This window comes from Bradyrhizobium cytisi (assembly GCF_008123515.1).
GTDB lineage: Bacteria > Pseudomonadota > Alphaproteobacteria > Rhizobiales > Xanthobacteraceae > Bradyrhizobium > Bradyrhizobium cytisi.
The window spans coordinates 1-18,942 of record NZ_VSSR01000076.1 but is presented as its reverse complement, the minus strand read 5'-3'; the positions used below and the strand labels follow the sequence as shown (position 1 = coordinate 18,942).

At 64.0% G+C, this 18,942-nt stretch carries 17 protein-coding genes; 9 read left to right on the top strand and 8 right to left on the bottom strand.

Annotated elements, in window-relative coordinates:
• Window positions 1–44: 44 nt before the first annotated feature.
• The 4 genes from FXB38_RS36530 to FXB38_RS36515 all read right to left on the bottom strand — a co-directional run bounded on the left by FXB38_RS36530 (window position 45) and on the right by FXB38_RS36515 (window position 4,770).
• The gene (locus FXB38_RS36530) at window positions 45–1,775 is read right to left on the bottom strand and encodes a S8 family serine peptidase (protein ID WP_187435398.1); all 1,731 of its coding nucleotides are present in this window, start codon (window positions 1,773–1,775) and stop codon (window positions 45–47) included.
• Window positions 1,776–1,851: 76 nt separating this feature from the next.
• The gene (locus FXB38_RS36525) at window positions 1,852–2,310 is read right to left on the bottom strand and encodes a hypothetical protein (protein ID WP_148755778.1); all 459 of its coding nucleotides are present in this window, start codon (window positions 2,308–2,310) and stop codon (window positions 1,852–1,854) included.
• A gap of 80 nt (window positions 2,311–2,390) precedes the next feature.
• Window positions 2,391–3,149, bottom strand: a complete 759-nt coding sequence (locus FXB38_RS36520; RefSeq protein WP_148755777.1) for a hypothetical protein — start codon at window positions 3,147–3,149, stop codon at window positions 2,391–2,393.
• 529 nt (window positions 3,150–3,678) lie between these two features.
• Entirely contained in the window at window positions 3,679–4,770 is a 1,092-nt protein-coding gene (locus tag FXB38_RS36515) for a M48 family metalloprotease (protein WP_148755776.1), read from the bottom strand.
• A 309-nt stretch (window positions 4,771–5,079) separates the two neighbouring features.
• Between FXB38_RS36515 and FXB38_RS36510 the strand changes: the two genes are divergently transcribed.
• From FXB38_RS36510 to FXB38_RS36500, 3 genes are all read left to right on the top strand, one after another.
• The gene (locus FXB38_RS36510; protein ID WP_148755775.1) at window positions 5,080–6,543 is read left to right on the top strand and encodes a GH1 family beta-glucosidase; all 1,464 of its coding nucleotides are present in this window, start codon (window positions 5,080–5,082) and stop codon (window positions 6,541–6,543) included.
• Window positions 6,544–6,615: 72 nt separating this feature from the next.
• Entirely contained in the window at window positions 6,616–7,848 is a 1,233-nt protein-coding gene (locus FXB38_RS36505; RefSeq protein WP_148755774.1) for an acetyl-CoA C-acetyltransferase, read from the top strand.
• Window positions 7,849–8,129: 281 nt separating this feature from the next.
• Window positions 8,130–8,432: an HU family DNA-binding protein gene (locus tag FXB38_RS36500; RefSeq protein ID WP_008139488.1), complete on the top strand. Its 303-nt coding sequence runs from the start codon at window positions 8,130–8,132 to the stop codon at window positions 8,430–8,432.
• A 75-nt stretch (window positions 8,433–8,507) separates the two neighbouring features.
• Here FXB38_RS36500 and FXB38_RS43235 read toward each other — a convergent pair whose 3' ends face one another.
• The 4 genes from FXB38_RS43235 to FXB38_RS36485 form a co-directional block, all read right to left on the bottom strand.
• On the bottom strand, window positions 8,508–8,663 hold the full coding sequence (locus FXB38_RS43235) for a hypothetical protein (protein WP_187435397.1): 156 nt from the start codon (window positions 8,661–8,663) through the stop codon (window positions 8,508–8,510).
• Window positions 8,664–8,667: 4 nt separating this feature from the next.
• Window positions 8,668–11,049 (bottom strand): endopeptidase La, encoded by a 2,382-nt coding sequence (gene lon, locus FXB38_RS36495; protein WP_148755773.1) that lies wholly within the window; start codon window positions 11,047–11,049, stop codon window positions 8,668–8,670.
• 8 nt (window positions 11,050–11,057) lie between these two features.
• The gene (locus FXB38_RS36490) at window positions 11,058–11,441 is read right to left on the bottom strand and encodes an Hsp20/alpha crystallin family protein (RefSeq protein WP_148755772.1); all 384 of its coding nucleotides are present in this window, start codon (window positions 11,439–11,441) and stop codon (window positions 11,058–11,060) included.
• 189 nt (window positions 11,442–11,630) lie between these two features.
• Complete coding sequence (locus FXB38_RS36485; protein ID WP_148755771.1) at window positions 11,631–12,200, bottom strand: YciE/YciF ferroxidase family protein; 570 nt, start codon at window positions 12,198–12,200, stop codon at window positions 11,631–11,633.
• Between the two features lie 143 nt (window positions 12,201–12,343).
• Here FXB38_RS36485 and FXB38_RS36480 point away from each other — a divergent pair, with 143 nt between their 5' ends.
• The 6 genes from FXB38_RS36480 to FXB38_RS36455 form a co-directional block, all read left to right on the top strand.
• Entirely contained in the window at window positions 12,344–12,970 is a 627-nt protein-coding gene (locus FXB38_RS36480) for a MarC family protein (RefSeq protein WP_148755770.1), read from the top strand.
• Between the two features lie 195 nt (window positions 12,971–13,165).
• A complete protein-coding gene (locus FXB38_RS36475) occupies window positions 13,166–13,819 on the top strand; it encodes a class II aldolase/adducin family protein (RefSeq protein ID WP_187435396.1) in 654 nt (217 codons plus the stop codon).
• 8 nt (window positions 13,820–13,827) lie between these two features.
• Window positions 13,828–15,615, top strand: a complete 1,788-nt coding sequence (locus tag FXB38_RS36470) for a chloride channel protein (RefSeq protein WP_148755769.1) — start codon at window positions 13,828–13,830, stop codon at window positions 15,613–15,615.
• Window positions 15,616–15,745: 130 nt separating this feature from the next.
• A complete protein-coding gene (locus FXB38_RS36465; protein ID WP_148755768.1) occupies window positions 15,746–17,065 on the top strand; it encodes an alpha/beta hydrolase in 1,320 nt (439 codons plus the stop codon).
• Between the two features lie 143 nt (window positions 17,066–17,208).
• Window positions 17,209–17,589, top strand: coding sequence for a hypothetical protein (locus tag FXB38_RS36460; protein ID WP_148755767.1), 381 nt, complete (start codon window positions 17,209–17,211; stop codon window positions 17,587–17,589).
• 987 nt (window positions 17,590–18,576) lie between these two features.
• Window positions 18,577–18,942: hypothetical protein (locus tag FXB38_RS36455; protein WP_187435395.1), on the top strand; the 366-nt coding region annotated here is incomplete at its 3' end.

Sequence of the window (18,942 nt, the reverse complement as noted above, 5' to 3'; positions counted from 1 at the left end):
CCTGATCGGCTAACGCTCTAGGACTGCGGGGTCCCGATCATTCTCTAAGGTCCCTCCGCTAGACCCGCGAGCGCCATCGCTGCTCTGAGTTCATGCACCGTCGCTGTTCCCCCGGCTGTTCCCCCGCCGGCAGCCTGGAACGCCAGAGGGGCCGGATTCAGCGGAAGCCGCGTCACGTTGGCAGGGCCGCGCAGCGGCTCGAACATCATCGCCTGGCTTGCGCCGAATGGAATCCGGTCGAGCTCCCGAATGGCGCTGCGCATCTCGCGCAATCCCGAATTCAGGGGCATGGCGAGGGGCCGCTGATCGGACCAGACGCCGAGTGCGCGGGCTGCATCCGGCAACCCGGCCCCGGTCTGCCATGGATGGCCGATGGGCTGCGCCGTATCCTTCAGAATTTGGAACAGGCGTTCGACCCGGTGGGCATCCTTGGCGACGAAGCTGCCCTTGAAGTCGATGTGGTCGGCGAGGATCAAGGCTGCGAGCGCGGCGACGTAAGCCGCTGCAAGCGAGGTGCCATCGCAGACCGCGTAGCCGTCCGGCGACTGGCAGGCAATGACCGCAACACCGGGCGCGCAGAGGTCGAGTTCGGACCCGCGGCAAGAAAACGGCGGTACAAACAACCCGCCCGCCGCCGCAGTGGCGGCTGCGGCCTGCGCCGCCTGCGGACTGTCTTCCGGGAAGCTTCCCATCTGTCCGACCGCACCGACCGCCACGACATGCGGAGAACAGGCCGGAAACAGCATGCCCTCTCCGGCGTTGCCGGCGGCCGCGATGATGCTGACGCCTTGCTGCTTGGCCATGGCAATGTGCTGCTCAACCAGCACGGAGCCGCGCTCGCAACCGACTCCGACGCACGCCACGTCGATGCCGTTTTGCAGGCAATCATCGAGCGCTGCGATCAGGTCGCTGCAACGGGCATCCAGGGGAAGCTTGCAAACATGCAGCTCGCTGTCCGGGGCGTAGCCGCGGACGCCGTGATCTGCCTGTGCGGCCGCATTGATGATGCCTGCGCAAGGCGTGCCGTGGCCGGTGACGTCCTTTGACCATGAGCGATCTTCGCCACTTCGGGCATCGGTACCGTGTTTGATGTCAGCCAATTGCTTGTGGCTGGTCGCCACGCCGTTGTCGATGAGCGCGATCTTGACGTCAGCTCCACGGCAGTGGTCAGGAACCTGATCGAAGTGCATCGCTTCGCCGCCCCAATCCAGCCGGCCATGTAGCGGCAACGGTTTCAGGGTGAGGGTGTTCACCGCATCGGCCTCGATATAGGGCCGCTGTTGCCACAAGCCCCAATGGCCGGAGCGTGCACTGACGAAAATGGCGGCGATTGTTTCCGGTACTTCGCCCAGCAGCGTAAGATCGACGTTGCCATCACGGTCGGTCCGTCCTTGAGCTGACGCCTGCTCGCCAACGAGCCGCACAGTTGCATGTTCCACAGGTGCACCTGCTTCGCCGAGAACCCGGATCGTCACCTTCAAGTCCGGCCCGAGCGCGGTCATCGTCGTGGCCGCCGGGATGAAAGAGGAGGCCGGGCCGGCAAAGGATGCAGCCCGCAGATGGCTGTCCGGCTCGATGATCAGGCTGCCGGCCGTGGAGCGGCGCAAGGCGGCGGCGGCTTCGTCGGGCATGCGCACGATCGCAATTGGCGGGCCACTGACGCCGCGCTGGTCGTGGGTCCACAGGATGTTGCCGAACTGGTTCAGTTGTTCGGCCAGCGTTTGAGCGCTGATGCCGGCGCCCGCCGGCGCGATCATGTATTGAGTGGTGCGCACTGGTTTGCGTCGATTGTCGCTCGAGGTCGGTCGCGCATCATCTGGACTCGTTGCCATGGCGTCGCCTCCTTTGATTTCAGTGGATAGAAGATTGCGTGCGATCGATCGAAGCCTGTCGCAGCAACGGAAGGTGGGGATCGGCTGCGCGGGCGGCTTCGATCGCGCGATAGGCGAAATAGATCAGGTTGAAGGCCTGCGCAAAATCCCGCTCGGTAAACTTGTTGGCTGCCTGGGTGACGATCGAGACGCAGTTTTCGAGGCCCGCATGCTGTGCGGCGTTGGCCTCGAGATAGGCAGAGAGCGAACGCAGCGATTCTGCGGTCATGTCTCCGATCATGTTTTCCGCAGCCTGATGATCGAGCACCGGGTTCGGTATCGGGAAGGTGCCGGGCATGGTCCGGAACGGCTGCTCGAACCCTTGGGACTGCAGGCGCAAGAGCAGCGGCATCAGATTGCTGAGCAGGCCCACGAGTTGCTGAATGTCTGACGAGTGCCGCTGTGACGCGGTTGCGGCAGAGGGATTGGAATCCGACATGAGGGTTCTCCTTCGGAGGAAACGTTCGCAACGGCAGGCGCGACCGCCGCTTTTGGCGGCGGTCGCGCCTTACCGCACGGTCAGATCATCCGCTGCTGGCCGTAGGCCTGAAGGTTACCGATGACCTGGGGAATGACGCCGATCAACTGGCGGGTGATGTCGGCGACATCTTGCTGCGTTAGTTGTCGCTGCTGGCCAAAGCCGGTCGGACCGCCGAATGCCGCCTGGAACTGCGGCGCGCCGAACTGCGCACCCCACATCTGCGCCGGCTGAGTCTGCGTCGGATAGCCGAGACCGAATTGACCAAGGCCTCCGAATTGACCCTGACCGGGACCGCCGTGCATGGCCGAATGCTGCATTTGGGGCTGGCCCTGCAGCATTCCCACGATCTGCGGCACGATGGGCAGGATCTGTCGCACGACCTCGCTCACGTCTTGCGGACTTAGCTGCCGCGGCGCCTGGCCGTAAGCCGCATAGCCCATTCCCGCGAACGGAGTCTGAGCTTGCGCGAGAATTTGAGGTAGCGCGGGTACCAATTGGCGCACGACCTCATTCACGTCCTGTGGCGAAAGCTGGCGCTGTTGGCCGCCCCAGTGCTGCTGACCCCCACCCATTTGCCCGCCCCAGCCGGGGCCATATCCAGACGCGCCAAAGGGCGGCTGACCGCCGAACTGCCCGTATTGCTGTCCATAGGCAGCCTGGCCCAGTCCAAGACCGCCTCCTCCATACTGTTGGCCGCCTTGCGAACCGAAAGCTCCGGATCCCCATTGTTGCGGACCGAACTGTCCAAATGGCGAACCATGCGCGAGGTTCTGTTGAAGGGTGTCATAGTAGGTCATCGCTTGATCTCCTTGCGATGGTTGGTGCCCTCAGCCCAAAATCCTGCCCAGGCCGGTCGCATGCGCGACCCCTTCGCTGGAAATGGCCGTCCATCACGCCGGTGAGTCGGCGTTGGACCTTCAAGTTCAAATGCTTGGCACGGAAGTCTCAGCCGCAAGCAATATCACCCGCTTGGGAGGCGCGAGCTGCGTCCCCTCAAGATGACAAGCCGACGGTGAAATGTTTTAGAGCGGCAAAATGATAGCCGTCGAGAGATATGGGAGCGGATTTTCCTCGCTGGCATGGTGGCCAGCCATTTATGTCTTACGTCCCGCTCAAGCGTTCGGCAATTACGCTGGTTTCTCCCCGGTTCTGCAATGAGCAGAGACGCGGAAAACGTACTCACCTCCAAATGGTTTCGCGCAAGCGCGGCGATATTTTGGCGGCAATCAAATTTCACAAAAGTTTCAAGCCGCGCGGATTTTCGTCAGCACTCTTTGCCTGGTTAGCGAGCCTTCCGATGTGCATCTGTGTCAACTTCAGCGAATGCTAATAGGCGAGGTTGAGCAATGTGCCGACGCGCTCGGAGGTGGCGGGATGGCTGCGAAGCAAGCGCATCGGATCATGCACGAATGCGGACGTGCGGCTTGGTGCAGAGCCGGTGTGATGGCGCTCCAGCTTGTCGAGTGCGGCGATGAGCGCTCGCGAGTCGCCGGTCAGTTCGAGCGCCGTTGCATCTGCATCCAGTTCGCGAACGCGCGACAGAGCAAGTCCAAGGAGCTGGCCGAGAGTCGGTGCTGCGCTCAGCAGCATCGCCAATGGCCGGCTTGACGTCATGCCACCGTGATGATGGCTGGTTCGCAGCAGCGCGAGACCGGCGAGCGAGGTCCAATCGATTGCGTGTCGCAACGCTGTCGCCCAACCCATCGTCCGGGCGTCATTGTTGCGAATATGAGCGACTTCATGGGCCAATATCCCGGCAATCTCGTCGTGCGTCAGGCCGCGTAGCAGGCCTTCGGTCAACACGATCGCACTGCGTTCCGGTCCGCCGAGTGCATAGGCATTCATGTCGCGCGGTGCCGGCAGACAATAGAGATCCGGCAATCGCACCAGGCCGGCCCGGCTGCAAACTTTCGTCAGAATGGCGAACAGGTCCGGCACCGCGGCAGGGGACAGCAGGCGGGCGCCGAACCAGCGATACACATTCTCGCGCGAGAGGACCGTTTCGTCGGGACGGGGCGTGCTTCCCAACAGCGCCCGTTGCATGCCCTCGGCTCCGCCGGCGATCCAGCCGCAGATGGCCAGCAGCAATGTCATTGCAAGGATCGCCAATTGAGAAGATTGATGGTTCGCAGCCTGATGGGCGTGCCACCGATGCTGCACCCGCCACTGGTCTCTCGCGTTCAGCTCGATACGGCATCGCAGGAAGAGGCCTGCCTCTCCGGACGGCCAATGGATCTCCACGGTGACGGTAGAGCCGCGCCGTAAAACGCGCAGCATCTCTCGCGGCGCAAGTCGCACCAAAGCGAACGAAAGGCCTGGGGTGAGGCCGGCAGCGACATCCTGGCCGGGCCGATCACCACGCAACGCCATCAGGCTTACGCCAGCGTGAATCATCCCTGTCCCCTCGTGCGCCTTCAAGGCGAAAAGTTACGGGTCTCCCGGTACCTTGTCATGCGAGTTTCATGCCTTGGACACAGATAAGTCCCGGTATCCACAACGGGGGAACGTCCGATCCGCTTCGGTGCAAGCCGTCCGGATGAGACCTCAGGAACCGGGTTCTCTTCAAGCTAAACCATGGTTTGGTCCGATAACGCTTTATCGGCGCTCCACGTCGGAGACGACAGGTGTGAGCGCCGATTGCAGTCGAGACACCAGGGAGGTTGCTTCTCAAATCGGCCGGAACTCGTCATTGTGCCGTCCGAAAACGATGGAAGCGGAGCAGTACCAATGTCGGACAAGGTCTCGCGTCGCCAGTTCGCGAAAATCGCGGGGTTGTCCGCAGCCGGAATGACGGCCCCCCTGGAGCTCGCCGACGCCATGCCGGCAGCGGTGCCGCATAGCGCCGGCGGCTTTCCGCAAAATTTCCTCTGGGGCACGGCGACCTCGTCCTATCAAGTCGAGGGCGCGGTCGAGGAGGACGGGCGAGGGGCCTCGATCTGGGACAAGTTCGTCCGCATCCCCGGCAAGATCGAGGACGGCACCAACGGCGACCGCGCCAACGAGCATTATCACCGCTACAAGGAGGACATTGCACTCATCAAGGAGCTCGGCTGCAAGGCCTATCGCTTCTCGGTGGCCTGGCCGCGGGTGTTTCCGGACGGCGACGGCAAGCCGAACCCGAAAGGGCTCGACTTCTACAATCGCCTGGTCGACGAGCTCCTGAAAAACGGCATCGAGCCGTGGCTGACGCTCTATCACTGGGACTTGCCGCAATCGCTGCAGGACCGTCTTGGCGGCTGGCGCTCGAGCGAGACCTGCAAGATCTTTGGCGACTACGCGGCCTATGTCGCCGAGCACATGACCGATCGCGTCAGGAACGTCTTTACGCTGAACGAGAGTGGCCGTTTCGTGTATTTCGGCTACGGCATCGGCATCGATGCGCCGGGCTTGACCCTGCCGCAGGTAGAATTGAACCAGATCCGGCACAACAGCGCGCTCGCGCACGGGCTTGCGGTGCAGGCGGTGCGCGCTCATGCCCGACGCGGCACGCGCGTCGGGCCGGCCGAGAATATCGATGCCTGCATTCCCGCGATCGACACGCCCGAGAACGTCCGCGCCGCCGAGATCGCGCTGCGCGAGTTGAATGCCGGCTATCTCAACGTCATCATGACAGGCCGCTACACCGACGCATTCCTGAAATATGCCGGCGCCGCCGCGCCGAAATACACCGAGGCGGAATTAAAGATCATCTCGTCGCCGGTCGACTTCCTCGGCCTCAACATCTACGCGCCGCAGCACTACATCGTTGCGTCCGACCAGGGTGCGGGCTTCATGCCGCTGCCGATCCCGAAAGCGTTTCCGCACATGAATTCGGACTGGCTCCGCGTTGGCCCCGAGACGATCTACTGGGTGCCGAAGCTGGCTGCAAATATCTGGAAGACGGATGCGATCTATATCAGCGAGAATGGCACGTCCGGCGACGACCAGGTGATGCAGGACGGCAAGATCTATGACACCGACCGCATCATGTATCTGCGCAATTATCTTGCCCAGCTCCAGCGCGCCACCACCGAGGGCGTACCGGTGCGCGGCTACTTCCTCTGGAGCCTGATGGACAATTTCGAATGGGTGTTCGGGCTCAACAAGCGCTTTGGGCTCTATCACGTCAATTTCGACACCCAGGTGCGTACGCCAAAACTCAGCGCGAGCTTTTACCGCAACGTGATCGCAAACAACGCGGCGGGGGCGTAAACGCCGCGCATTGACTCCGCTCTCCCCGTGATTCAAAACCGCCTTCAACGCTCATGACAAGAGGACAACGCCATGACCGACGCGCTGATCATCGATGCCTGCCGCACCCCGCGGGGCGTCGGCAAGGCGGGCAAGGGAGCACTCTCCGGCATTCATCCGCAGCAGCTTGGCGCCACCGTGCTGCGCGCGCTCGCCGATCGCACCGGCATCAACACCGCCGATGTCGACGACATCGTCTGGGGCTGCAGCGCACAGGTCGCAACGCAGGGCGGCGATCTCGGGCGGATGTCGGCGCTCGATGCCGGCTATGACGTGCGCGCCAGCGCCGTGACGCTCGATCGCTTTTGTGGCTCCGGCATCACCAGCGTCAACATGGCGGCGTCCTCGATCATGGCTGGCGCGGAAGATCTCGTCATCGCCGGCGGATGCGAGATGATGTCGATGGAGGGGCGTCGCGGCGGCGGTCCGATGATGATGGATAGCGGTAATCTGCGCCTGCGTGCGCGGCACCCGCAGTCGCATCAGGGCGTCTGCGCCGATGCGATTGCGACGCTGGAAGGCATCACGCGGCAGGACGTCGATGCGCTCGGGCTCGAAAGCCAGAAACGGGCGGCGCAGGCGATTGCCGGTGGCCACTTCAAGAAGAGCCTCGTGCCCGTTCATCGCGAGGACGGCAGCCTCGCGCTCGACCACGAAGAATATCCGCGGCCGCAGACCACGATGGAAGGGCTCAGCAGCTTGAAGCCCGCCTTCCCCGCGATTGCCGATTATGCGCTGGACGACAAGGGCACGACCTATCGCGGCCTGATCCTGCAGAAATATCCTGATCTCAACATCGACTTCGTGCACCACGCCGGCAACTCGTCGGGTGTCGTCGATGGTGCCGCTGCGATCCTGTTGGCATCGCCGTCCTATGCCAAGGCGCATGGTCTCAAGCCGCGTGCCCGCGTGGTGGCGATGGCGAATATGGGGGACTCGCCGACCCTGATGCTGAACGCGCCGGTGCCGGCGACGCGCAAGGTGCTGGCGAAGGCCGGGCTCACCATTGATGACATTGATCTGTTCGAGATCAACGAGGCCTTTGCGGTCGTTGCGGAAAAATATATCCGCGATCTCAAGCTCGACCGCGCCAAGGTCAACGTCAATGGCGGCTCGATCGCGCTCGGCCATCCGATCGGCGCGACCGGCTCGATCCTGATCGGCACCGTGCTCGACGAGCTCGAACGGCGCGACCTCGAGCGTGGTCTCGTCACCATGTGCGCGGCCGGCGGCATGGCACCGGCTATCATCATCGAACGGATCTAGCCTTATTTTCTAGGGTGAAACGCGCTCCTCCTCGGGCAAAGAGGCCGATCGTCGCTTGTCGAAAGCATCGAATCAGCTTTAGCAAGGCTGCTTGCGGGCCTTTGAAACAAGGCAAAAACCGCTGCCCGAGGCGCCTTCCGCTCAGGAAGCCGCTAAAATGCAGGGTTTTTTGCCTGAGGGGGCCAAAAAAGCCCGTAAAACCGCGACAAAACTGTGCAGAAGGCTCTAGGCCTTCGCCGGTTGGTCTAATATGCAACCGGCAACGAATCAGAGGAGACACGATGCCAGCCCAAATGTCCAAATCGCAGTTGATCGAAAAGATTGCGACCGCCACCGAGCTTTCCAAGCGCGACGTCAAGAGCGTCATGGAGACGCTGACCGACGTCGGCCACAAGGAGCTCAAGAAGAACGGCCTATTCCTGGTGCCGGGCTTCGCCAAGTTCGTCGTCATCAAGAAGCCCGCGACCAAGGCGCGCAAGGGCACCAACCCGTTCACGGGTGAAGAGATGATGTTCAAGGCCAAGCCGGCCCGGAAGATCGTCCGCGCCCGCCCGGTCAAGGCTGCCAAGGACGCCGTGGCCTGATCACGCAAAGGCCCCCTCGATGAGAGGGGGCCTTTTGTACTGAGTACGTGACCGCGAGGGCTGAGGCGGAGGGGTTCAGCCCTTGCGGCGCTTCACCAGGACCGGGATCGGCTGAAGCCGCGGCTCGGGTCCTGCGAGCGCATCGCGCACCCGGTCGATGGCCCGATCCAGCAACTGACGCAGCCGCTGCGTCTTCCGCGATCGCTTCGCTTCTTCCAGCAGTTTCTTCATCACATCACTCCGCCGCTTCGACCTTGGCCTCAGCCGGCTCGAGCGCCGCCGCGATGGCCTCGTCGACGCGCTCCAGCCAGATGAATTCGAGGTTGTCCCGGGCGCTCTTCGGGATGTCGTCGTAGTCCCGCTTGTTGCGTGCCGGCAGCATCACCCGCTTCAGTCCGGCGGCGGCGGCGGCCACCACCTTCTCCTTGATGCCGCCAACCGGCAGCACCAGCCCTCGCAGCGAGATCTCGCCGGTCATGGCGGTGTCACTCCTCACCGTGCGATTGGTGAGCAGCGACGTCAGGGCCGTGAACATCGCCACACCCGCGCTCGGTCCGTCCTTCGGGGTTGCACCCGCCGGCACGTGAACGTGGATGTCGCTCTTCTCGAACACCTGGGGATCGATGCCGAGTTGCGTGGCTCTGCTCTTCACCAGCGTCATCGCCGCCTGCACGCTCTCGCGCATGACGTCGCCGAGCTGCCCGGTCAGGATCATCCCGCCGCGGCCGGGCACGCGCGAGGCCTCGATGAACAGGATGTCGCCGCCGACCGGCGTCCAGGCAAGGCCGGTGGCCACGCCCGGAATGCTGGTGCGCTGCGCGATCTCGCCTTCGAAGCGCGGCTGGCCGAGCACGGTGCCGATGTCGTTCGGCGTCACCACGACCTTCGCAGCCGTGCCTTCGGCGACCTGCACCGCGGCATGGCGGAACAGCTTGCCGATCTCGCGCTCGAGGTTACGCACGCCGGCCTCGCGGGTGTAACCCTTGACGACCAGCTTCAGCGCCTCCGGCTCGATCTCGGCCTGCTCGGCCGTCAGGCCGTTGGCCTCCAGCTGCCGCCGTACCAGATACCGCTTCGCTATCTCCAGCTTCTCCTCCTCGGTGTAGCCGGCAAGGCTGATCAGCTCCATGCGGTCCAAGAGCGGACCCGGAATCTGGTCCAGCATGTTGGCGGTCGCGATGAACACCACGCGCGAGAGGTCGAAGGGCACGCCCAGATAATTGTCCCGGAACGTTCCGTTCTGCTCGGGGTCGAGGACCTCCAGCATGGCGGCAGAGGGATCGCCCTGCACGCCGCGGCCCATCTTGTCGATCTCGTCCAGCATCATGACGCAGTTCCGCGTGCCAGCCTTCTTGATGCCCTGGATGATGTTGCCGGGCAGCGCGCCGATATAGGTGCGCCGGTGGCCGCGGATCTCGGCCTCGTCATGCACGCCGCCCAGGCTGACACGCACGAAGGGGCGATCCATCGCGCGCGCGATGGATTGGCCGAGCGAGGTCTTGCCGACGCCGGGCGGGCCGACGAAGCACAGGATCGGGGCCTTGCCTTGCGGTGCGAGCTTGCGCACCGCCAGATATTCGATGATCCGGCTCTTGATCTTCTCCAGGCCGAAATGATCGGCATCCAGGATGCGGCGCGCTTCCTTGATGTCGATCGGCTTCTCCGCGGGCAGCGCCCACGGCAGCTCGATCAGCCAGTCGAGATAAGTGCGGACCATGCCGGATTCACCGGCGGCCTCGGGCATGCGCTCGTAGCGGCGAAGCTCCTTCTTCGCATGCGCATCCGCTTCCGGCGGCATGTTGGCCTTGGCGATGGCAGCCGTCAGCTCGGCGACTTCGGCGGCCTTGCCGTCGCCTTCGCCCAGCTGGCGCTGAATGGTCGCCATCTGCTCGCGCAGGATCGCCTCGCGCTGCCGCTCGTCGAAGCTGGCGCGAGTCTTCTGGCCGATCTCGTTGGAGATGCGCAGCACCTCCAGCCGCTCGGCCAGATGCTTCGACACCTTCTCGACGCGCAGGGCGAGGTCGATGGTCTCCAGCACCTCCTGCTTGTCCTGCGGCTTGATGTCCATGAACGAGGTCGCCAGATCCGCCAGCGCGCCGGGCGCGGTGGTGTTCTGGAACATCGCGACCAGCTCGGGCGGCGCCTGCGGCAGCAGCTCGATCGCCTCGATGGCCTGGCGCTGCAGGTTCAGGGCCCGCGCCTCGATCTCGGGCGAATTCGTGATCGGCTCGGGGATCTGCTGGATGCGCGCGGCCGGGAACGGCGTCCCCGGCAGGAAGTCGAGGATGCGCGCGCGCTGTACGCCCTGGCAGACGATGTGATGGCTGCCGTCGGGCGCGGTGATGTAGCGCACGATGTTGGCGATGGTCGCGACGCGATAGAGATCGTCCGGGCCGGGCTCCTCGGTCTCGGGGCTACGCTGCAGGACGATGCCGATCGGCCGCTGCTCGCGCAGCGCCTGCTGTGCGGCGGCGACGGACTTCGGCCGCGCGATCGCGATCGGCGCGATGGCGCCGGGGAACAGCACCATCTCGCGCACGGGGATGATGATCAGTGCGTCTTGGGGGATCTTCACGTCAGGACTGGTCTGTGCGGTAGTCATCTGTTCGGTAGCCATGATCGACCTCAGGATTTGGCGAGGCGCAGAGCGACGCAACCGTCCATCACGAAGCGGCTGATGGCGTAGCGGCCAAGGGGCAATGCAATGCGTCGCTCAAAACGCCCCTGCGGCAGTTCGAGCCGGTGGATGCGGGCGTTGCGAAGCTCCGGCGGAAGCGTGCGCCGGCCGGAGATGACGAGCACGCCGTCCTCGATCACCGTCTCGACATTGTCCGGACCGACGCCGGGAAGCGCGACCAGGATCAGGAGCTCATGCTCGGTCTCGAGCACGTCGATCGGCGGCTCCCAGCAGGCTTCCTGGCGGCCGAACTGCTGGCGCAGCCGTTCGCCGCGGGTCAGCTGGTCCAGGGCTTCGGACAGCATCCAGTCGAAGGGGTTTTTGGGTTGCATGACAAAAACTCGGGGAAGGCGCTGCGGTTGGAAAACGAGGATATGGTGATGGTTCCGGCAAATTCCAGCATCGCGCGCTTGGAGCATGCCTGGCCTCTTGAAGGAGAGGAGGCCCTTGCGCTCAGACGCATCGACGCCGCGGAGATGTTCCGCGGCGTCGAAGGCAATAGTGGGGCGGGACGTACGGGATCAGGCGGCTTCGCGGTACTCGGCCTCCGCTTCAAGGTTGATCACAGAAGTGGCGAGCTCGGTGAGAGCGTGGTCGGTTGCCTCTTCCTCGTCCAGCGTATCCTGAAGCAGCCTCGCTGCCTCCGGCATGCCGAGCTCCTCGGCCCAGGTGCGCAACGTGCCGTAGCGGGAGATCTCGTAGTGCTCGACGGCTTGCGCGGCGGCAAGCAGGCCGGCGTCGAGGGCAGGGGCGTTCTTGAAATCCTTCATGATCTCGGCGCCTTCGTCGGTGATGCCGTTGATCGCCTCGCACGGCTTGCTGCGTGCAGGCTTGTCCAGCATCCTGAAGATCTGCTCCAGCCGTTTGACCTGGCCCTGCGTCTCCCGCAGATGCTTGTTGAAGGCGGCCGCGAGGTCCTTCGAGTGGGCGGCCTTCGCCATCTTGGGCAGCGTCTTGATGATCTTGTTCTCGGCGTAATAGATGTCCTTCAGCGTCTCGTGAAACAGGTCGCTCAGCATCTTCGGCGCCTGACGCGGGCGGCGCGTTGCGGTCTTTTTCGTGTTCGCACGTTTCTTTGCTTTCTTAGCCATAAATCCTCCTCTTGAGGCGACACGGGAAGGCGATGCCCTCCTAATCCTCGCGCGACCAAGACTCTGTGAGGGCAAATGTTCCTCGCGAAGGCTGGGTCGAGCCGCTATGGATTGCGGCTGCACCTTCCGTGAGACCTTTCCGCATGCTCGATTTCGCCCTGTCCGCCTTCGTCACGCTGCTGCTGGTGGTCGATCCCGTCGGCCTCGCGCCGGCCTTTCTGGCCGCGACCGGGGGCATGCCCGACAAGATCAAGCGAACGGTCGCGCTGCGCGCCCCCTTCATCGCGGCCTCGATCCTGGTCGTGATCGCGCTGGCCGGAAACTGGCTGCTGCGCCAGCTCGGGATCGGCATCCCCGCGTTCCAGATCGCCGGCGGACTGCTGCTGTTCGGCGTGTCCTACCAGATGATTTTCGGCGACCGGCCGCATCGCGAGGCGCGAGAGGCCGACAAGGCGACCGCAGAGCATGCCTCCGATGTCGCCGTGTTTCCGCTCGCCATCCCCATGATGGCTGGCCCCGGAGCGATCGCGACCACGCTGCTGCTGACTGGCAATGCCGGCTATGGGGCGAGGCTCGCGATCATCATCGCGATCGTGTTCGCGGTCTGCCTGCTCTGCATGCTCTGTTTCGTCTCGGCGAGCCTGATCGCGCGGACGCTAGGGCGCACCGGTAATGCCGTGCTGTCGCGCGTCCTCGGCATGCTGCTCGCGGCCTATTCGGTGCAGTTTGTGATCAACGGGATTGCGGCCGTCCGGGCGAGTCTGTCTTAGAGTCTCCTTGGGGCTGCGGCAATCTGTTAATCTGTTGATTTTACGATAGATTTCGTGGTGTTGCGGGCCCGCCGGGCACGACGGCGCCTGAACAGATCCGCTTTCGCTTGCACTGCCATGTTGCTTTGACGTACTTCGGGTCTAACAAGCGCCCATCGCCAAGAAGGTCGACAAGCAGGTCCAGATGAAATCGGGATGTCGATGACAACGGACGAGCTCGACAAGAGACAGGCCATCATCGACGCCTGCCGCCGCATGAACGCGCTCGGCATCAATCAGGGCACGTCCGGCAATATCAGCCTGCGGCATGGGGACGGGCTCTTGATCACGCCCACCAGCGTACCCTATGACGTCATGACGCCGGACCAGATCGTCTTCATGGCGATGGACGGCTCGCATGCCCCCGGCCAGAAGCCGTCCAGCGAGTGGCGCTTCCATCTGGACATCCTGAAGGCGCGTGCCGACGTCAACGCCGTCGTGCACGCCCATCCGACCTATTGCACCATTCTGGCGATCATGGGCATGGACATCCCGCCCGTGCACTACATGATTGCGGCCGCCGGCGGCGACAGCATCCGCTGCGCGCCCTATGCCACTTTCGGCACGGCGGACCTGTCCGGGCACGCGGTGCGCGCGCTGGTCGACCGGCTCGCCTGCCTGCTCGACCATCACGGCATGATCGCGATCGGCGCGACGCTCGACAAGGCGATGTGGCTCGCCGTCGAGGTCGAGACGCTGGCGCGGCAATATCACGGCTGTCTCCAGATCGGCAAACCGCCGCTGCTGTCGAGCGCCGAAATCGAACGGGTCCGCCAACGCATGGCCGGCTACGGCATGTCGGAGGGGTAGGGCAGGCGGTGTTCGCGCGGATCAGATATTTCGTCGACGGCAAGGGGACGAACCGCACCATGGTCCGGCTGCGCGCGCTCCTGCGCAGCAACGAGTTCTACCTGATCCCGCTGGCGCTCGTGATCGGCACGCTGGCCGGCGCGATCGTGACGCTGATGGCCGAGATCGCGCAGATCGCCCATGTCGTGATCTACGGCATTCCGATCGACGTTCGCCTCTCCGCCAACACCTATATCAGTCCCTGGGCGGCGATGATCGCGCCGGCGCTCGGCGGCCTGGTGCTCGGCATCATGGAATGGTGGCGGCGACGGCTGAAGCTCTCGAGCGCAGTCGACCCGATCGAGGCCAATGCGCTGCGCGGCGGCAATCTATCGATGCGTGACAGCGTGGTGGTGTCGAGCCAGACCCTGATCTCGAACGGCTGCGGCGCCTCGGTCGGCCTTGAGGCCGGCTACACCCAGATCGGCTCGGGCATCGCCTCGCTGCTCGGCAAGTTCTTCAATCTCCGCCGGAACGACCTCCGCTTGATCGTGGGCTGCGGCGCTGCGGCGGCGATCGCGGCGGCCTTCGGCGCGCCGATCACCGGCGCCTTCTACGCCTGCGAGCTGATCGTCGGCGTCTATTCGGTCGGCAGCGCAGCCCCGATCCTGGCGGCCTCGCTTGCGGGCGCGCTGACCGCGCAATGGCTCGGCGGTGCGCCTTACTCGCTCGAAATCCCCAAGGTCAGCGCCGTCGGCGTCGAGCAATATCTCGCATTGATCGTGCTCGCACTCGTCACCAGCGGCGTCGGCATCGCGGTGATGCGCTCGTCCTCGGTGTTCGAGCGGCTGTTCAAGTGGCTGCCGGTCTGGCTGCGCCCGGTGATCGGCGGCCTCATCGTCGGCGGCTTTGCGATCATCACGCCGCAGGTGCTCGCGGCCGGCCACGGCGCCATGGTGCTCGATCTCTTCCACGACATGACCATCGGCCTGATTGCGATCATCATCGCGCTGAAGGTGACGGCCTGCCTGATCTCGCTGGCCTCGGGCTTCCGCGGCGGTCTCTTTTTCGCCTCGCTGTTCGTAGGCAGCCTGATCGGAAAGTTCTTCTCGGCTGTCCTGCTGCTGATCAGCCCGAATTTCGTGATCGATCCGCTGGTGGCGATGCTCACCGGCATGGCGACGCTCGGCGTCGCCATCGTCGGCGGTCCCCTGACCATGTCGTTCCTCGTGCTCGAGATGACCCGCAATGTCGACGTTACCGCCGTGGTGCTGGCCGGCTGCATCGTCACCTCGATCTGCGTCCGCTTCATGTTCGGCCACTCCTTCTCGACCTGGCGCCTGCATCTGCGCGGCGAGACCATCCGCAGCGCCAACGACGTCGGCTGGCTGCGCAACCTCACCGTCGAGCGGCTGATGCGCTCCGACGTCGGCAAGGTGCCGTCGACCACCACCATCGCCGCCACACGGGGGGAATTCGCGTTGGGGTCGCGGCCCGGCATCGTCATCGTCAACAATGCTGACGAATATGTCGGCCTCGTCCTGCTGCCCGATTTGTTCTCCAGCGACCTCGACGCCATCGCCGACGATATCCAGGTCATCGAGCTCGCACGCCTGACCGAGATCGTTCTGATCCCGGAAATGAACGTGAAGAGCGCGATGGCGGTGTTCGACGAGGCCGAGGCCGAGATGCTGGCGGTGGTCGATTCCACCGACAGCCGCAAGGTCGTCGGCTTTCTCACCGAGACCTTTGCCCGCCGCCGCTATGTCGAGGAAATCGACAAGGCCACGCGCGGCGTGCTGGGCGCATTGTCGTAAAGCGCGCGCCGCGCCCCGGGCAAGTTGACGCTGGCACGCGCAGCGGACTTGCCAGATCGTTCACAACCTCTAGGCTAGCGATGGACGGCGGGGCTGGTGCCTGGCCGCATTCAGCGACGAGGGACGTGCGATGTCGGACACGCTTCGCCTGTTGCTTGCCTTGCTCGAGCTAGGGCCCCGGTTGAATGATCTGCTGGGCGACAAATGGCCGCCTTACGGCGAGGAATTGCAGGAGCTCGCCGGGCGCGCCGGCCGCGGCGAAGATCCGGACAAGCTTCGCCGGTCGCTCGACCTGCTGGTCGTACGGCTGCTTGCGGAGCCGCCGGCCATGGAGCTTGTCGAGCGCTTGATGGCAGACATGGCGGCGCCCACCGCCGCCAGGGAGACCGTGACCCGTCGCGGCCGGGTGTCGCCGCCCGTCGTCCCGGACACAGTCCGGCCGACCACGGATGAGACGACCGGCGTCGTCACCATCCCGGTCTTCTACGGCACCGACCGCGCCCGGGGCGACGACACGCCGGCGCGTTATTTTGGCGGCGCGCGCGGCACGCTGTCCTTGGGCGTCGCAGAGGTCAGCGTGCCCACACGCGGCCGCGACCTCGGCGAGCTCACCAGTCCCAGTTGGTGGCACTTCGAATTCTCGGCCAATCCCGAAAAGCATGTGATCCTCAAGACTGTCGGGGCGCTTGGCCGGGATGCCTTCGTCACGAGCCTGAAGGACTCGCTTGCCGCGGCGAGCGATCATGACGTCCTAATCTTCGTGCACGGCTACAACGTGACGTTCGAGGATGCGGCGCGGCGGGCCGGGCAGCTTGCCGTGGATTTAAAGTTCGCAGGCCGGACGCTGCTGTATAGCTGGGCGTCGGCGGCTGACACCAGGAAGTACACGGTCGACGAGAGCACGATCGACTGGTCGCGCGATCATTTCGAGGCGTTTCTCCAGCTCGCGCTCGGCGAAATCGGGGCCGGCAAGGTTCACATCATCGCCCACAGCATGGGCAACCGCGCGGTGATCAACACGCTCGAACGCGTCACCTCCTGGCAGCTGCCGGCCGGCGCCGCAAAGCTTGGTCAGATCATCTTTGCCGCGCCCGACATCGACCGCGATCGCTTCGTCCAGCTCGCGGCGAAGTTCAAAGGCTGTGCTGCGCGCGTCACGCTCTATGCCTCGTCGCGCGACGTGGCGCTGCTGGCCTCGAAGTTCGTGCACGGCTATCCCCGGGCGGGCGAGGCCGGCGATGCCCTGACGGTCGTCGACGGCATCGATACGATCGATGCATCGCTGGTCGACACCAGCCTGGTCGGCTTGCACCACTCCTATTTCGGCGAAAAGCGTTCGATCCTGAACGACATGTTCAATTTGATCGCACAGCAACTCGCCCCCGACCGGCGCTTCGACCTCCAGGCCTCAGGCGATGCGCTCCGGAAATACTGGAGCTATCGGGCCTAGCTAGAGGTCGTGCGTGGTGTCATCCGGGTTGATCCAAATCGTTCAATCGTGGCAGATTGCCGCGATCATGAAACCATTTCAGTGCTTTGCGCATTATATGCTGTTTCCATATCTTTCATTGGGCGAGAACAGAGGACGTGAAGATGAGTGACAGGTCCGTGAATTCGAAACTTGGCCGCAACGCTGCGCTGGCCGCGTTCGCCAGTCTGGCCCTGGTCGCGGCGTCTATCTCGCCGTCGGCCGCCGCGTCCCCCACGCCGGCCAGGGCAGCGCCCTCGACCGTGGCAGGGCAAGGCTCATCCAATGCTACCGATTTCAGCTCTGCGCGGCGTCGCCACTATTACCGGCGCGGACCGAACGCTGCGGGCCTCGCCTTCATGGGCGTCGCGGCCGGTCTGATCGGAGGCGCGATCGCCGAGAGCCGGCGCCAGGAGTACTACGACAACTATTACTATGGTGGCCCGCGCTATTATGGTCCCGGCTACGGCTACTATGGCGGCCCGCGCTACTACAATCCGTATTGAGGGTTGCCCGACGGGCAAAACACCTGCGCGACCTGTCGACCTCTCCCGGTAAAAATATTCCGCTTTACCGAAATTCGGAAATGACGTATGTATCGCCCATCCCGGCTCGACCTGGAGGGGCGATCGTACGTCGTCACTGATCGAGAGCCGGACTTGCGGTGGACGCGGCAGCGTCGGCACGAGAGGCTAAGGGCAGGGCGGGTAGTCCCCGTGAGTCCGCGGCCACGTGTAGACGGACGGCGCTGAGCGCGTACGGCAAAATCGTGTGGGCCCTATTGTGGCCCTTGGCGAGCGGATATGGCCCTCGCTGAGCCGATCTTTACCCCTACAAAATAGGCTCTTTCAGGAATAACCTTGGCTCTTCAAGGCCAAGGCGTTTGCTCGCAAGCCCGCCGCGCGGGGCTAGGCCCCAGCGGATCGAAAGGAAGACGACAATGACGCGCGCGATCTCGACCAGCTGATCAGCTGTAAAGCCCCCTGCCTTTCCGCCTCGGCCAGACCGCCGAGGTTAGGGGGTCAGAACCTCGCACCCACCGCGAGGGCTTCTGAAAAAGGAAAACATCACCATGGCTAAATCGATCCGAAGCTATCAGGCGATCATCACCAAGTATCTACCCCGCGTCGAACGTCAAGGGCTCGCGCATCAAGGCGAGCGCTGCAGCCGGGAGCATCACCATTCATCTCGACAACGCGCTCAATGCCGAAGGCAACCACGCGAAGGCCGCCGAGGCCCCCGCAAATAAATTCGGCTGGCGCGGCGCTTGGATCATGGGCGGCATGCCCGGTGACTCTGGCTACTGCTTCGTTTGCGCTGACGGCGATGCGCCCGCCTTTACTACGGAAGGCGAGAGCAAATGAGCGCCTTCCTTCGGCTCGGATAATCCGAGCCGCTCCGCAAGCCCCGGCAACCGCATGGTGCTGGGGTTGAGGTGTCAGAACCGCCGAGCAATTCAGCGAAGCGCTTCTGAAAAAAAGGAACGATCACTCATGGCTACCTCGAAAAAAATCCACCCCGCAGACGCCGCCGATCTCGCGCTGATCCCGGCTTGCAAAAAGTTTACCGCCACCATCCTGAAGAACAACAAGCCGCAGACCACCGAGCACCCCTCGCTCGCTGCGGCGCGCATTGAAGCGATGCGGCTGAACGCCACCGCGAACAATGGCCGCAAGGCGCTGGTGTACGCGATCACCGATGAAGGCCGCGCGATCCTCGTGCCCGCCAGCTATGGCAGCGAAGCGAAGCCAGAGCCGAAGGCCGACGCCAAGCCAGAGCCGAAGGCCGTGGCGAAGCCCGCCAAGCCAGTGAAGGCGGCGAAGCCAGCCAAGGCTGCAAAGAAGGCCAAGCCGAAGGGC